The 14,551-nt window shown below is 69.1% G+C and carries 15 protein-coding genes and 1 riboswitch; of the genes, 11 read left to right on the forward strand and 4 right to left on the reverse strand.

Annotated features, from left to right (window positions below):
- Nucleotides 1–15: 15 nt before the first annotated feature.
- Together FHX42_RS19730 and FHX42_RS19735 are read left to right on the forward strand one after the other, a co-directional pair.
- Nucleotides 16–759, forward strand: coding sequence for a DUF742 domain-containing protein (locus FHX42_RS19730; protein WP_182545914.1), 744 nt, complete (start codon nucleotides 16–18; stop codon nucleotides 757–759).
- Nucleotides 740–1,342 (forward strand): GTP-binding protein, encoded by a 603-nt coding sequence (locus tag FHX42_RS19735; protein WP_182545915.1) that lies wholly within the window; start codon nucleotides 740–742, stop codon nucleotides 1,340–1,342. The genes FHX42_RS19730 and FHX42_RS19735 overlap by 20 nt, the downstream gene beginning before the upstream one ends.
- 108 nt (nucleotides 1,343–1,450) lie before the next feature.
- On the opposite strand, the gene FHX42_RS19740 is transcribed toward FHX42_RS19735, so the two are convergent.
- Nucleotides 1,451–3,715, reverse strand: coding sequence for a helicase-associated domain-containing protein (locus FHX42_RS19740; RefSeq protein WP_182545916.1), 2,265 nt, complete (start codon nucleotides 3,713–3,715; stop codon nucleotides 1,451–1,453).
- Nucleotides 3,716–3,814: 99 nt separating this feature from the next.
- Between FHX42_RS19740 and FHX42_RS19745 the strand changes: the two genes are divergently transcribed.
- The 4 genes from FHX42_RS19745 (at nucleotide 3,815) to FHX42_RS19760 (ending at nucleotide 7,054) form a co-directional block, all read left to right on the forward strand.
- On the forward strand, nucleotides 3,815–4,027 hold the full coding sequence (locus tag FHX42_RS19745) for a hypothetical protein (protein ID WP_182545917.1): 213 nt from the start codon (nucleotides 3,815–3,817) through the stop codon (nucleotides 4,025–4,027).
- Nucleotides 4,028–4,109: 82 nt separating this feature from the next.
- Nucleotides 4,110–5,570 carry an NAD-dependent malic enzyme gene (locus tag FHX42_RS19750; protein ID WP_182545918.1) on the forward strand — a complete coding sequence of 487 codons (1,461 nt, stop codon included), beginning with the start codon at nucleotides 4,110–4,112 and terminating at the stop codon, nucleotides 5,568–5,570.
- A gap of 48 nt (nucleotides 5,571–5,618) precedes the next feature.
- Entirely contained in the window at nucleotides 5,619–6,125 is a 507-nt protein-coding gene (gene moaC, locus FHX42_RS19755) for a cyclic pyranopterin monophosphate synthase MoaC (RefSeq protein WP_182545919.1), read from the forward strand.
- Nucleotides 6,122–7,054, forward strand: coding sequence for a molybdenum cofactor biosynthesis protein MoaE (locus FHX42_RS19760; RefSeq protein ID WP_182545920.1), 933 nt, complete (start codon nucleotides 6,122–6,124; stop codon nucleotides 7,052–7,054). The genes moaC and FHX42_RS19760 overlap by 4 nt, the downstream gene beginning before the upstream one ends.
- A gap of 578 nt (nucleotides 7,055–7,632) precedes the next feature.
- Here FHX42_RS19760 and FHX42_RS19765 read toward each other — a convergent pair.
- From FHX42_RS19765 to moaA, 3 genes are all read right to left on the reverse strand, one after another.
- The gene (locus FHX42_RS19765) at nucleotides 7,633–8,295 is read right to left on the reverse strand and encodes a LysM peptidoglycan-binding domain-containing protein (RefSeq protein ID WP_182545921.1); all 663 of its coding nucleotides are present in this window, start codon (nucleotides 8,293–8,295) and stop codon (nucleotides 7,633–7,635) included.
- Between the two features lies 1 nt (nucleotide 8,296).
- Nucleotides 8,297–8,453, reverse strand: a riboswitch (cyclic di-AMP (ydaO/yuaA leader).
- Nucleotides 8,454–9,071: 618 nt separating this feature from the next.
- Complete coding sequence (locus FHX42_RS19770) at nucleotides 9,072–9,383, reverse strand: MoaD/ThiS family protein (RefSeq protein WP_182545922.1); 312 nt, start codon at nucleotides 9,381–9,383, stop codon at nucleotides 9,072–9,074.
- A 5-nt stretch (nucleotides 9,384–9,388) separates the two neighbouring features.
- Nucleotides 9,389–10,447 carry a GTP 3',8-cyclase MoaA gene (gene moaA, locus FHX42_RS19775; RefSeq protein WP_182545923.1) on the reverse strand — a complete coding sequence of 353 codons (1,059 nt, stop codon included), beginning with the start codon at nucleotides 10,445–10,447 and terminating at the stop codon, nucleotides 9,389–9,391.
- Nucleotides 10,448–10,630: 183 nt separating this feature from the next.
- Between moaA and FHX42_RS19780 the strand changes: the two genes are divergently transcribed.
- The 5 genes from FHX42_RS19780 to FHX42_RS19800 all read left to right on the forward strand — a co-directional run bounded on the left by FHX42_RS19780 (nucleotide 10,631) and on the right by FHX42_RS19800 (nucleotide 14,511).
- Nucleotides 10,631–11,035, forward strand: a complete 405-nt coding sequence (locus FHX42_RS19780; RefSeq protein ID WP_182545924.1) for a TOBE domain-containing protein — start codon at nucleotides 10,631–10,633, stop codon at nucleotides 11,033–11,035.
- A complete protein-coding gene (modA, locus tag FHX42_RS19785) occupies nucleotides 11,032–11,787 on the forward strand; it encodes a molybdate ABC transporter substrate-binding protein (RefSeq protein ID WP_182545925.1) in 756 nt (251 codons plus the stop codon). Before FHX42_RS19780 ends, modA begins: the two co-directional genes overlap by 4 nt.
- Nucleotides 11,788–11,864: 77 nt before the next feature.
- Entirely contained in the window at nucleotides 11,865–12,620 is a 756-nt protein-coding gene (locus FHX42_RS19790; RefSeq protein ID WP_220480594.1) for an ABC transporter permease, read from the forward strand.
- Nucleotides 12,617–13,708 carry an ATP-binding cassette domain-containing protein gene (locus FHX42_RS19795; protein ID WP_182545927.1) on the forward strand — a complete coding sequence of 364 codons (1,092 nt, stop codon included), beginning with the start codon at nucleotides 12,617–12,619 and terminating at the stop codon, nucleotides 13,706–13,708. Before FHX42_RS19790 ends, FHX42_RS19795 begins: the two co-directional genes overlap by 4 nt.
- A 38-nt stretch (nucleotides 13,709–13,746) precedes the next feature.
- Complete coding sequence (locus FHX42_RS19800) at nucleotides 13,747–14,511, forward strand: HAD-IIA family hydrolase (RefSeq protein ID WP_182546128.1); 765 nt, start codon at nucleotides 13,747–13,749, stop codon at nucleotides 14,509–14,511.
- Nucleotides 14,512–14,551 lie beyond the last annotated feature (40 nt).

Here is a 14,551-nt window from a genome sequence, read left to right on the forward strand (position 1 = left end):
TGAGGAGTGCAGAGCATGACCGATGGCGCGGATCCCAGCTGGGACGGTGACCTTTTCCGCCTGTACAGCAGGCGTTCTGGCGCGGACTCCTGGCAGGACGACTTCGTGGACGACCCGCGTGCGGGCGGGCGCTCGTCCGGACCCCCCCACGACGCGGGGGCCCGCCCCGGCGGTAACGACGGGGACTACGACCGCGGGCTCTTCGGCGGTCCCGGGGCCGACCTGTTCGGTTCCGAGTACTCCTCGGAGCAGTCGGATCCCGGTCGGTCCCGCGGCGGCGACGGTTCCGAGGGCGGCCCGTTGTCCATGCCGTCGATCTCGCAACCGATGTCGCCGATCTCCCAGTCCATGCCGTCCATCTCCGGGTCCATGCCCGCGCTGTCCGGGCAGGACGGAGGCGGTCAGGATGACGTGGAAGGTACCGGCTCGCTCATGCGGCCGTACGCGAGAACGCGGGGTCGTACCCGTACGGATTACGACCTCGCCATCGAAACGTTGGTGACCACCAGTGAACGTGGTCGCACGCAGAGCGCCCAGTCCAGTCCGGAGCACCGCTCCATCTGCGGGCTGTGCACGGACGCTCGGTCGGTGGCCGAGATCTCGGCCCACCTGCGGTTGCCACTGGGGGTGGTGCGGGTGCTGATCGGCGACATGGCCGGTCTCGGCTTGGTTCAGATTCACGATAGTGGAATGGTCGTGGGCGACCGGCCGTCCATGGAGTTCTTGGAAAGGGTGCTCAGTGGGCTTCGCAGGCTCTGATCCGGCAGCGGCCAGCAACCACGGCGGCAAGACCTCGACGAAGATCGTGGTCGCCGGTGGTTTCGGGGTCGGCAAGACGACCTTCGTGGGCTCGGTCTCCGAGATCCTGCCGCTGACCACCGAAGCGGTGATGACCGAGGCCAGCGTCGGTATCGACGACCTCAGGCAGACTCCGGACAAGTCCACCACCACGGTGGCGATGGACTTCGGCCGTGTCTCGCTGGACGAGGACCTGATCCTGTACCTGTTCGGTACACCGGGTCAGCACCGTTTCTGGTTCATGTGGGACGACCTGGTGCGGGGAGCGATCGGCGCGGTGGTGCTGGTCGACACCCGCAGACTCGCGGACGCGTTCGCCTCGATCGACTTCTTCGACGATCGCGGATTGCCGTACGTCGTGGCGGTCAACACCTTTGACGGCGTCCTGCACCATCGGGTCGAGGACGTGCGGGAGGCGCTGACCATCGAGGAGTCGGTGCCCATCCTGACGTGCGACGCCAGGAACAAGGACTCCACCAAGGAGTCCCTGATCACGCTGGTGCAGCACGCCATGAAGCAACGCCTGGCCGCGGCCTCGGGCTGAGGGTGCGGTCAAGCACGCGGTGGTGGTGCGATTTTCCCTAAAGTTGTGCCACAACTTTAGGGAAAATCGTCAAACCCCCGGCACGGACCAGCACGTACCACGGACGCGTCACTTCTCCACGACGGCGACTGAGGTGATGCGGTGCAGCGGGAAGTCACCCACCTCACCGCGTCCCCGGTCGAAGCCCTGGAGCACGCCTCCGCCGACGCTGACCGGCTCCACGACGCGCTGCGTCGCTCCGCCGTGGGCATCGACGAAGCCGAGCCAGACGTCGCGGCGCTGCCGCGCCGCGTCGCGCAGCAGCTCCAACGTCGCCGCCGCACTGGGGCGACCGCGCTCGGGGGACACGGCGCTGCCGCGCCGTGCCGCCGCCGCGTGGTCTCCCGCCCGCATCTCGTGCACGCGGCGGGCGAGCTGCTCGTCGTCGGGAACCGTCGACGCGGTCGGTTGCGCGCTCGCGCGCTCGCGCACGCGGACACGCCGTGCGCCGGAGCGCAGATCGAGGATCCGACCGTCCGGCCCCTCGGCGACCGGTGCGAATCCGGCCTTGCGAAGGCCCTCGACCACCTCGGAGACCAGCAGCGGACTGACCAGCACGGTGGGGGCGATCCGACGCAGTTCGAGCCCCGCGACATCGGGGTGGGCCTCCACCTGTGCCAGCAGCACGGGATCGTCGCAACGCAGGAACGCCGAAGCGGTGCCGGCGCGAAGCCGACCGTGCCTGCGGGCGACGTCGTCGACGAGGTAGGTCAGCGACTGCGGTATCGGTGTCCGCGACCGGTCCCGGAACAGGGCGTGCAGGTCCTCGGCGGTGCGCCCGGAATCCAGCGCCCGGCGCAGGCTGGACTCGCTGATCCGGTAGACGGTGGCGCTGCCCGCGGACTCGACGTCGGCGACCAGGTTCATCTCGGTGGCGAGCTCCGGTTGCAGCCGCCCCGGCGCCACGACCGTCAGGTCGGTCTGCACGAGTACGTGGTCGAGCGGCTCGGGCAGGGCCGTGGCCAGTTGCCGCGCGGCCTCGCCGGTGTCGCCTTCCAGCAGGGTGCGTCCGGCCGTGGTCAGCGCGCCGAGGGCCACGAGGCCCAGGGAAGTGGCTTCGGCCAGCGTCCAGCGCACGATGTCGTCCCTGAGCCGCCCGCCGCGCCTCGGCGCTCGCCAGGCCAGCACGTTCACCGCTTCGTCCGAGCCGCGTAGGCCGTGTCCGGCGGGCATCTCGTCGAGCAGGTCGAGCACCCGGCGTCGTTCGCGGGGTGCCGAGCCGCGGCGCAGTTCCTCCGAGAGCGGGCCGATCAGCCGGTCCTTCTCGTCGCGTCCGCCGATCAGGCCGGGCAGTCGGGGCAGGTCGAGCCAGGTGCGGGCCAACAGGGCCCAGCGTTGTTCGGGAGCGGAGGCCAGCCAGCTGTCGGCCTGCACGGTGGGCACCCACTGCGGCTCGTCACCCTCGCTGTTGGCCACGAGCCCCGCCGCCACGGCGAGTTCCACGACTAGCGCCAGCCGGGTCTCGTCGACGTCCAGGGCCTTGCCGGTGCGGCGCAGATCACGGACGCCGACCCCACCGGAGCGCAGCACGTCCGGGGGCTGTTCCCCCCAGGCGTCCAGCAGCAGTTCGGTGTGCCGCGTCCACTCCAGCACCTCACCGGCCGCGGTGGCATCCACCGTGGAGCGGTCGTGGGCACGCTGCTCCAACGCCGGTTCCTCGTCCTCGACGGTGCCCATCGGGTACTCCCCGCGCACCGCCCACGCCAGTTGCCGGGGCAGCTCCACCGTCTCGGTGTCGTGCCGCAGCAGCAGGCCCCTGGCGAGCAGGCGCTGCACCGGGGTCTCGGCCCGTTCGAAGGGGACCTGATCGGCGGCCTCCTTGGTGCGGCCGATCGGCGGACCCTGCGCGAGCCTGTCCACCAGGCGCCGCTCGTCCTCGGCGAGCTCGTCCACCACCCGCCGTGCCTCGTCGGTGGTGATGCCCTCGACGCTTCGGCCGAGGCCGCCGGGGAAAGCCTGTACGGTCTCCCGCGCCGCGGGCGTCAGCGACAGCTCCGCGTCGTCGCCCCACACGAGCATTCGCTCACGCAACTCGCTCAGTGAGCGCCGGACGCGTTCCGGCGTGATCCCGGCACCCAGCATGTCGCTGACCGTCGACAGCGACACCGGCGACTCGTCGGCGTCCAGCAGCACGAACGCCTCGAGCACGGTCAGCGTGAACGAGTCGAGGTCCTCGCAGGCTCGCGCCACCGACGCGCGCACGCCGGCGCGGGTGGCCAGCACCGACGAGTCGGCGGGCGGGGGAGTGGCCAGGTCGGGCCTGGCGCGCAGCAGCGCGACCAGCTCTTCGTCGCTGCGCGCGCGCAGCCAGTCCACCAGTGAGCTACCGGGCATCCCTTTCACGGTACCGGGTGAACCGGCCCGGTGGAGCGCAGCCGCCCTTCGGGGTGGCCGCCTACCCGAAGCGGGGATCGGGCAAACTGGGGGTGTCGCATGTACCGGACCCAGGAGGATGACGTGGCGGGAAAGAAGGCCGAAGACGACCGTGTCGACCCCACATGGCCGGAGGCCCCCGACGGAAAGTCCCCGGTGAGCGAACTCGCCAGTGACCGGCAGGGATCGCTCTCCCCGTTCGGCGATCTCACCTTCCCGATGCCGCAGGACAGCGTTTCCTACGAGCATCCTGTGACTGAGATCAATAAATAATTCCTCACGACGAGGAGAGGGTACGACCCGGCAGGCTCTAACCTCGTTCGTGCGCAGCAACGACATTCGAAGGGGCAAAGTCATGCCGGTTCCAGGTCCCGGGTACTCGATCACCGTTCGGTTGGAGGCCCCGCCCTCCGCCAGCGCGGCGGGCGACCTGACCAGCGCCATCGGCCGCGCGGGCGGCGTCATCACCGCGTTCGACGTCGTCGAATCGCACGCCGATCGTATCGTGGTCGACATCACGTGCAACTCGTTGTCGACCGACCACGCCGACGACATCACCAGCGTGCTGCGAACGTTGTCCGGGGTCAGCGTCCGCAAGATCTCCGACCGGACGTTCCTGGTTCACCTCGGCGGCAAGATCGAGGTCAACTCCAAGGTCGCGCTGGCCAATCGTGACGACCTCTCCCGCGCCTACACGCCCGGCGTCGCCCGCGTGTGCACGGCTATCGCGGAGAACCCGGACGACGCGCGGCGGCTGACCGTCAAACGCAACACCGTGGCCGTGCTCACCGACGGCTCCGCGGTGCTGGGACTGGGCAACATCGGCCCGGAGGCCGCGCTGCCGGTCATGGAGGGCAAGGCGGCGCTGTTCAAGAAGTTCTCCGGCGTCAACGCCTGGCCGGTGTGCCTGGACACCCAGGACACCGAGGAACTCATCCGCGCGGCGGAGCTCATCGCCCCCGTCTACGGCGGCATCAACCTGGAGGACATCGCCGCGCCCCGTTGCTTCGAGATCGAGGCGCGGCTGCGCTCCAAGCTCGACATCCCGGTGTTCCACGACGACCAGCACGGCACCGCGATCGTGGTGCTCGGAGCGTTGCGAAACGCCCTCCGCGTGGTGAACAAGGACATCTCCGACTGCCGCATCGTGGTCTGCGGCGTCGGCGCGGCGGGATCGGCCATCATCCGCTTGTTGCGGCACAAGCAGCCTCGTGACGTCATCGCCGTCGACATCGACGGCATCGTGCACCAGGACCGCGGCGACACCGACGACAACCTGCGTTCCATCGCCGGGAGCACGAACGGCGAGGGCCGCACCGGGACGCTCTCCGACGCCGTCGACGGTGCCGACGTGTTCATCGGTGTCTCGGCGCCCAACACCCTCGGCACCGAGGACGTGGCGGCCATGAGCACCGACGCGATCGTGTTCGCGCTGGCCAATCCGGACCCGGAGATCGACCCGCTGGAGGCGCAGAAGCACGCCACCGTGGTCGCCACCGGCCGCAGCGACCACCCGAACCAGATCAACAACGTGCTGGCGTTCCCCGGGTTCTTCCGCGGTCTGCTCGACGCCCACGCGCACGACATCACCGACGACATGATGATCGCCGCGTCGAACGCGATCGCCGATGTCGTCGACGGCAACGACCGGGTCAACGCCTCGTTCATCGTGCCGAGCGTGTTCGACTCGACCGTGGCGCCCGCGGTGGCCGACGCCGTGCGCCGGGCCGCCGCGTCGGAACAGAGCCCCGAGGGCTCTCCCGCTCTCTCCGGCAGTGCCGCCTCCGCCGGGTTGGGCGAGGACCTGGAGTTCTGAGGCGGGTGACCGCACCGCGGTGACGGTGTCGTGTTCTAGAGTCGCCGCATGGCCCAGCAGGACCGCTCACCGCAGGAGTTCACCCACGTCGACGAGACCGGCGCCGCCCGGATGGTCGACGTCGCCGGGAAGGAGGCCACCGCCCGCAGCGCGGTGGCCTCCGGCGTCGTCCGTACCACCGCAGAAGTCGTGAGTCTGCTGCTGCGGGACGACCTGCCGAAGGGCGACGCGTTGGCCACCGCCCGCATCGCGGGAGTCATGGCGGCCAAACGAACCCCCGACCTGGTCCCGCTGTGCCATCCGATCGCGATTTCGGGCGTACGGGTGGATCTGGAGACGGCGCGGGACCGGGTACGGATCACGGCGACCGTCCGCACCACCGACCGCACCGGTGTGGAGATGGAGGCGCTGACGGCCGTGACGGGCGCCGGTCTGGCGCTGCACGACATGATCAAGGCCGTCGATCCGGCCGCGACGCTCGACGACGTTCGCGTGGAACGCAAAGAGGGCGGCAAAACCGGTACCTGGGTACGGGAGACGGGAGCCAGCACATGACGGCACGCACGGCACACGTGGTCGCGGCCTCGAACAGGGCGGCCACCGGCGTCTACGAGGACCGCACGGGCCCGATCATCGTCGCCTGGTTGCGTGAGCGCGGTTACGAGGTTTCCGATCCGGAGGTGGTCGCCGACGGCGATCCCGTGGGCCGAGCGCTGCGATCCGCCGTCGCCGCCGGAACCCACGTGGTGATCACCACGGGTGGTACCGGAATCAGTCCCACCGACCGCACCCCGGACGTCACCGCCGAGGTGCTCGACTACCGGGTTCCCGGACTGGCCGACGCCGTGCGGTCGGCGGGCCTTCCCGAAGTGCCCGCAGCGGTGCTCTCGCGGGGAGTGGCCGGAGTGTCCGGTCGGACACTCATCGTCAACCTGCCCGGCTCGCGAGGCGGTGTGCGGGACGGTCTGGGAGTGCTGGACGGCGTGCTCGACCACGCGGTGGACCAGGTCCACGGTGGAGACCACGTGACCGCCCGCGAATCCTCGGAGCCCACCGCGGCGGCCGAGGTGCTGCGCGCCGACGTCACGGAGGAGCTCGTCGAGGTCGACGCGCTCGCTCGTGCCGTCCAGCATCGTTCCGCGGGCGCCGTGGTCACCTTCGGTGGTGTGGTCCGTGATCACGACGGTGGGCGCGGGGTGCGCGAGATGGAGTACGTCGGGCATCCGAGCGCGGGGGAGGTCATCGCGACCGTTGCCGACGATGTCGCGTCGCGTTTCGAAGGGGTCCGCGCGATCGCCGCGTCCCACCGCGTCGGGCTGCTCGACATCGGCGACGTGGCACTCGGTTGTGCTGTCGCGGCCGAGCACCGCCGTGCGGCTTTCGAAGCCTGCTCCGAGCTGGTGGACGAGGTCAAGAGGCGGCTTCCGGTCTGGAAGCGGCAGGTTTTCGACGACGCCACCGAAGAGTGGGTCAACTGCCCCTAGCCCTGATTGTCCTGATTGGCTTACGTGGGACTCCTGCAGCGGAACCTCGGACAGGGTCTCGCTGGGGGGATCTGGGACATCGAGTGGCCACCTACGGCCCGCCCGTAACCCGGCCACCGCCCCTCATGGAGACGCCGCGCGTCGCAGTGATGGTGCCAGCTTTCCTCGCGAGGCCCTGTCTGACTGATGTTTTCTTGTCGGGTTGTTCACCCGAAGGAGGTCCCGGCGTCGTGGTGAACGGGCCGTTGTGGCGGTGTGAGTGCCAAAACGGTCCGTTCGCCCTTTGGGACAGCGGCCCGGGCTCTGACGACAACCCGACCGGAGAACCTCAATGAGAACCCGCGGGTGGTCGGCTCGCGTGCATGGGGAGAAAGCGGCTTCGCCGCTTGCCTGACGGACTGGTTGGCCGATCGGGCATCCTCCCGGCTTACACGGTCGCTCAATGGCTCTGTGGCCGGTTTGTGGAGCAATGGAACGGGCCCTCGCCGCTGGGGGTCGGCGGCGAGGGCCCGGGTACGAGGAGCGGTTCGTCCGACCGTTTCGGGGAGACGTGCCGGACGACCGCTACCGCGCGGGGATCAGCGGATGTCGAGCTGCTGACCCGGGAAGATCAGGTTCGGGTTGCTCAGGATATCGGTGTTGCGCTGGTAGATGTCCTGGTAGTTCACGCCGAAACGCTGACCGATCTTGCCGAGCGTGTCGCCCGCACGGACGGTGTAGTCGGCCCCGTTGGACCGCACCGAGCTGGACTGCTGGGCGGAGTAGCTCTGCTTCGTGGAGGAGCTCTCACCGGACGAGCTCTCGTTGGAGCTGCTGGAGCTGCTCTGCTCCGAAGCGGAGCTGCTCCCGGAGGAGACATCGCCGGAGCTGCTGCTCCCGCTGGTCCAGTTGGTGCTGGAGGTGCAGGCCGGCCATGCGCCGGGGCCCTGGGCTTCCAGCACCTTCTTCGCGACGGCGATCTGCTGGGCCCGAGTGGCCTGGTACGCCTGGTCGGCGTACTGATCGCCGCCGAATGCGCTCCAAGTGGACGGAGTGAACTGGAGACCACCGGAGAAGCCGTTACCGGTGTTGATGTGCCAGTCGCCGCTGCTCTCGCACTGGGCGAGTTCGTCCCAGTCGGCTGCACTGGCCGGAGCCGCGATCGCGATCGGGGAAGCGACCACGGCGCCCGCGACCGCGATGCGTGCGGCGTTGCGGGCCGTGTTGGAGGACTTACGGTGCTTGCCCTTGTAGCGAGCCATTTCCCTCTCTCCTGCCGCGCCTGCGAAGTGAGCTGTCGGGTTCGGACTCGGTGAGCCCGGCCGGCTCGGTGAGTCGGCTTCACCCCTAGGGCGTCGGGGCGCCCGGTGGTGGTTCCCCCGCCCCTGTCCGGTTTTGTTTCGTTCGGGGGTAGGAAGCCCGCTGGACAGGGTTAGGCGCTGCGGACTCCCGGCTCCTTGCTGGTCGGTTCGGGGCCGACCGATGAGGACGGTACGTAATCGTGAACGGGAACGGAAATCGCAGTGATGGTGACGCTGATCACAGTAACGCCATGTACGGGTGTTCCGATCCGGGGTGTTTTCGCTGATCAGAGCGTTGTTATCGAGTCGTGTCCTGATACAACTCGATCACCGACAGTGAGGCGTGGCTCACCCTTGAGGGGGGGCCTGAACTCGTTGGTCAACTCGGCGTTACGTCAGATTGGACATTTTTGTGGCTGTGTGCCTCGTGTTGCGCGTTACCGGCAGGTCACTGAAGAGGTGCATGTGGACGCGGTCGGTGACTGTCGACTGTGTACCAAGTGATGAGTCACTCGACCGAGTGATCGGCATGGTTCAGCCCTCCGAGAACGGGCTGATGGGCCCCTGAAGAACCACTCGAAAGAGTGCATCCGACACGCCGACGTGAGTTGTGGCGTGCGGTAATTACGTACGCGCACACGTGCGCGCGTACGTGTGCCCGCGCGCACGCGCGGACAAGTATTGCCCCGGCCCATCGGCCGGGGCGGAAGGGCCGTTCGGCGCGAAGGCCCCGAAGATCAACCGCCGGCGAACGGTGGAAGCACGTCGAACTCGCACCCGTCGGTCACCTCGACCGACCTGTCGCGTACCGCCACCCCGTTGAGCAGGAAGCTGGAGGCGGCGACGACCTGGGCGAGTCGGTCGTCGTGCGATGCCACCACGGCGTCGATCACGTCCGCGGCCGTGGGGCCGGTACCGGAGGCGGTGACACGCACGCGCTCCTCGGAGGCTCCGGCCGCCGCTCGTGCACCCGCGAAGTACCGCACACGGACGAGCGCGGCGCCGTCCTCGTCCGTGGCGGCACGAGAGCGTTCCGGGTGGACGGACACCGCGCTCAGCCCCCGATCGCGCTCATCGGTCGGGACGGCTGGGCGAAGCCCTCGCTGTCCATGCCGTGGCCGGCGGCCTTGGCCCACATCGTTTCCCGCCACAGGCGGGCGATCTCCCCGTCGTCGGCTCCCGCGCGCAGCGGCTCCCGCAGGTTGGTCTCGGTTTGGGAGAACAGGCAGGAACGCAGCTGCCCGTCGGCGGTGAGCCTGGTGCGGTCGCAGTCGGCGCAGAACGGGCGCGTGACGGAACCGATGACTCCCACGGTGGCCGGGCCGCCGTCGACCAACCAGCGCTCGGCAGGCGCCGAACCGCGCTCGGCGGAGTGCGGCGTGAGGCTGAACTCGGTGCCGAGGATCTCGAGGATCTCGTCCGCGGTGATCATCTCCTCGCGGTCCCAGCCGTGCTGGGGATCCAGCGGCATCTGCTCGATGAACCGGAGGTGATAGCCCCTGTCCAGGCAGAACCGCAGCAGATCGCACGCCTCGTGATCGTTGACCCCCCGCAGCAGTACCGCGTTGACCTTGACGGGCTCCAGGCCGGACGACTTCGCCGCGTCGAGGCCACTCAGGACGTCGTCCATCCGGTCCCGTCGCGTGAGTTCCCGGAACGTCTCGGGGTCGAGGGTGTCCAGGGAGATGTTGACCCGGTCGAGTCCGGCTCGGGCGAGCTGGTCGGCGTAGCGACCCAGGTTGATGCCGTTGGTGGTCAGCGAGGTCTTGGGGCGGCCGGTGAGCTCGGTGGTGGCCGTGATGACGTCCACGAGGTCCTGGCGCAGCAGCGGCTCGCCGCCGGTGAAGCGCACGGTCGTCACCCCGAGTTCTTCGACCGCGAGCCGGATGAGGCGGATCATCTCCTCTGTGTCGAGCATCTCGGTGCGCTTGAGCCACGGCAGTCCCTCGGCGGGCATGCAGTAGGTACAGCGCAGATTGCACTTGTCGATGAGGGATACCCGAAGATCCGTGGCGACCCGACCGAAGCGGTCCACCAAGTACGGCGTGTCCGGACGTGCGGATGTATCGGTCGTGGGTGCCACGACCGGGAGTCCCAGGTCCACGGCTGTCACACCCCGAGCCTAACCGCAGATCCCGACGAAGTTCGACATGCTCAGCGGGCTTTTGTGCCGGTGTTCAAACGGGCACTCGGTGACCGAGCGTCGTTAGGAGGAACCGACGAATTTCTCATGCTTCCGCTTATGCGGAATTTATACCCTGGATTTACCCGTGGATGCGGGCTTATCGTGTCTGTCGTGCCGCAATACCGGATTTCCGAAGTGGCCGAGCTGTTCGGCGTCAGCGACGACACGGTTCGCCGCTGGGTCGATGCCGACCACCTTCGTGCTCAGCGGGACCTCTCCGGGCGCCTGGTCGTGGACGGATCGGTGCTCGCCGGTTTCGCGCGTTCGCAGGCCCGATCGACGCCGGATCCCTCCGGTATCGGGTGTTCGGCCCGGAACCGCTTCGTCGGGCTGGTCACCGAGGTGCTCTCCGACGAGGTGATGTCCCAGGTCGAGCTCCAGTGCGGGCGACAACGGGTGGTCTCGCTGATGAGCACCGAGGCCGTGCGCGAGCTCGGTCTCGAACCGGGAGTTCAGGCGGTCGCCGTGGTCAAGTCGACCACGGTCGTGGTGGAGACACCGGGAGAACGCGAATGAGAAACAGGTTCCTCGTCGGCGGGCTGGTGTTGCTGCTGGCCGTGCTCACCGGATGCGGGCAGGCCGGCAACCAGGGGAGAAAGGAGCTGACCGTGCTGGCCGCGGCTTCGCTGATGGAGTCGTTCCGCGAGATTCGCGACGCGTTCGTGGCCGAGCACCCCGATGTGGGCATCGACTTCGACTTCCAGGGATCGTCCCTGCTGGCCGAGCAGATCAGGCAGGGTCGTCCCGCCGACGTGTACGCCTCGGCCGACGCCCGGACCATGCGAAAGGTGGTCCGCTCCGGTCGCGCCGCAGGAGACTCGAAAACCTTCGCCACGAATCGGCTGACCATCGTCGTCCCGCCGGACAATCCGGCCGGCGTCACCTCCTTCGCCGATCTCGCCGGTCCCGGCGAGAAGGTGGTGACGTGCGCACCGCAGGTGCCGTGCGGCGCGGCGACGGAGAGGGTCGAGCGCGTCGCGGGAGTTCGGCTGAGCCCGGTCAGCGAGGAAACCGACGTCAAGGACGTCCTGAACAAGGTCGTCGCCGGTGAGGCGGACGCGGGGCTGGTGTACGTCACCGACGCGCACGCGGCGGGCGAACAGGTCCGGTCCATCGACTTCCCCGCTTCGCACGAGGTGCTCAACACCTATCCCGTCGTGTCCCTCGAAGATGCGGCCGATCCCGAGCTGGCTACCGAGTTCATGGCGTTCGTACGCGGCCCGAAGGGGCGCGAGATTCTCGCCGAGTACGGATTCGGCGCACCGTGAGGTTCGGGACTCGGCGCGGAACGAGGCGCCCGCCCGCATCGGCGTCGGCCCGTGTTCGGGTACCCGTTCCGCTCTGGTTGCCCGCGATCGTGGCGCTCGCGCTCGTGGTGCTGCCGGTGCTGGGGCTGCTGACGCGCATCGACCCCACCAGGCTTCCCACCCTGCTCACGAGTCCCGAAGCGCTGGCCGCGCTGAATTTGTCGCTGCACACCTCCCTGATCTCGACCGCGCTGTCGGTGGTGCTGGGTGGGCCGTTGGCCCTGGTGCTGGCCCGCAGCCGGTTGCCCGGTCTGCGCGTCGTGCGGGCGCTCGTACTGCTGCCGCTGGTGCTGCCTCCGGTCGTGGGTGGTCTCGCCCTGCTGTACTTGCTCGGCCGCACCGGAGTGCTGGGCGGCCTGCTGGAGAACGTCTTCGGCCTGACCATCCCCTACACCACCTCCGCCGTCGTGCTGGCCCAGACCTTCGTGGCGATGCCGTTCCTCGTGGTCGGGCTCGAAGGGTCGCTTCGTACGGCCGGCGCTCGCTACGAGCAGGTGGCGGCGACCCTCGGGGCGGGGCCGTGGCTGACTTTTCGCCGGGTGACCCTGCCGCTGCTACTGCCCGCGCTGGGATCGAGCCTGGTGCTGACGTTCGCCAGGGCGCTGGGCGAGTTCGGTGCGACGATCACGTTCGCGGGCAGCTTGCGCGGTACCACTCGCACCCTGCCGCTGGCCATCTACACCACGGCCCAGTCCGATGTGGATGCCGCGGTGGCGATGTCGTTGCTGCTGGTGGTGATCGCCCTGGTGGTGATCGTGGTCGCCAGACCGAAGGCGGTGGAGGGTCGATCATGAGCGCAGCGAGACTGCGGGCCGGGATCACGCTGCGGCGCGCGGCGTTCACCCTGGAGGTGGCGTTCGCCGTGGAGCCGGGTGAGGTGCTCGCGATCGTGGGCCCCAACGGTGCCGGTAAATCCACCGTGCTCTCGGCGCTGTCCGGCCTGGTCGAGCCCGACCACGGGAGCATCGAGCTCGGTGACCACCGTTGGTTCGACGCGGAACGGGCCGTGTCCGTGGCGACGCATCGCAGAGGTGTCGGTCTGCTGGCCCAGCAACCGTTGTTGTTCCCGTACCTGTCGGCGCTGGACAACGTCGCCTTCGGTCCCAGGGCCGGCGGTGTCCGCAAGGCCGCCGCGCGAGCACGCGCCCACGCGTGGTTGGAGGAGGTGGGGGCGGCCGAGCTGGCCGCGCGCAGGCCCGGCGGCCTCTCCGGAGGGCAGGCCCAGCGGGTCGCGTTGGCCAGGGCGTTGGCCGCCGACCCCGACCTGCTGCTGCTCGACGAACCACTCGCGGCACTGGACGTCGACGCAGCACCCGACATGCGCGGACTGCTGCATCGGGTGTTGCGCGGGCAACGAAGGCCCACGGTGCTGGTGACCCACGACGTACTGGACGCCGTGGTCCTGGCGGACCGCGTCCTCGTGCTGTCCGAGGGTGGCGCCGTGGAACAGGGGGTGACGCGGGAGGTGCTGGCTCGACCGCGGACGGCCTTCACCGCGCGCATCGCCGGACTCAACCTCGTCGGCGGCACGGGAGGCGACTCCGCTGTCCTGGCCGGTGACGTCGCGATCAGCGGACGGGTCGTCGAGCCGATCGAGCGGGACCGGCCCGCGGCCGCGGTGTTCGCTCCCTCGGCCGTGGCCGTCCACAGGCAACCGCCCCACGGGAGCCCGCGCAACGCCGTTCGGGTACGGCTGACGGGACTCGAACCGCGCGGGGAGGACGTGGTTCGACTGCGTGCCGCGACGCGCACCTTCGAAGCCGTGCTCGCCGCCGACGTCACTCCGGCCGCCGCCGCGGAGCTGTCCCTGGCCGTCGACGACGAGGTGTGGTTCGTGGTGAAGGCCACCGAGGTGGCCATTCACCCGGCCTCCGATGGATGATCGGGGGCGTGACTGAGGAATCCTCCTGGAACTACCTGATGGACATGGACGGCGTGCTCGTGCACGAGGACCGCATGGTCCCGGGCGCGGACACGTTCCTCGCCGAGCTGCGCGAGCGTGAGCTGCCGTTCATGGTCTTTACCAACAACTCCATTTACACCCCGCGTGACCTGCGTGCGAGGTTGCTGCGGTCGGGATTGGACATTCCCGAGTCGTCGATCTGGACCTCGGCGCTGGCGACCGCGCAGTTCCTGAACAACCAGCGGCCGGGCGGTACGGCGCACGTGGTCGGCGAATCGGGGCTGACCACGGCGCTGCACGGAATCGGTTACGTGCTCACCGACCGGGAACCCGACTACGTCGTCCTCGGTGAGACGCGCACGTACAGCTTCGAGGCGATCACGAAGGCGATTCGGCTGGTCGAGGGCGGGGCGCGGTTCATCGCCACCAACCCCGACGAGAAGGGGCCGAGTCCGGAGGGCACCCTGCCCGCCACCGGGGCGGTCGCGGCGCTGATCGAGCGGGTCACGGGCCGGGGGCCGTACTACATCGGCAAGCCGAACCCGCTGATGATGCGCTCCGCGCTGCGCGCGTTGGGAGCGCACTCGGCGAACACGCTCATGCTCGGTGACCGCATGGACACCGATGTGCGGTCGGGGCTGGAGGCCGGGTTGCAGACCATCCTGGTGCTGTCGGGCATCTCCCGGGAACACACCGCTGAGTTGTTCCCGTACCGACCCACCAAGGTCATCGGCTCAGTGGCCGACCTCGTCGACCACGTGGACGATCCCTTCGGACTGTGAGTGGTGTGGGCGGTTTTCGTCGAAGCTGCCCACACTCGTC

The organism is Halosaccharopolyspora lacisalsi (genome assembly GCF_014137975.1).
GTDB classification, from domain to species: Bacteria; Actinomycetota; Actinomycetes; order Mycobacteriales; family Pseudonocardiaceae; genus Halosaccharopolyspora; species Halosaccharopolyspora lacisalsi.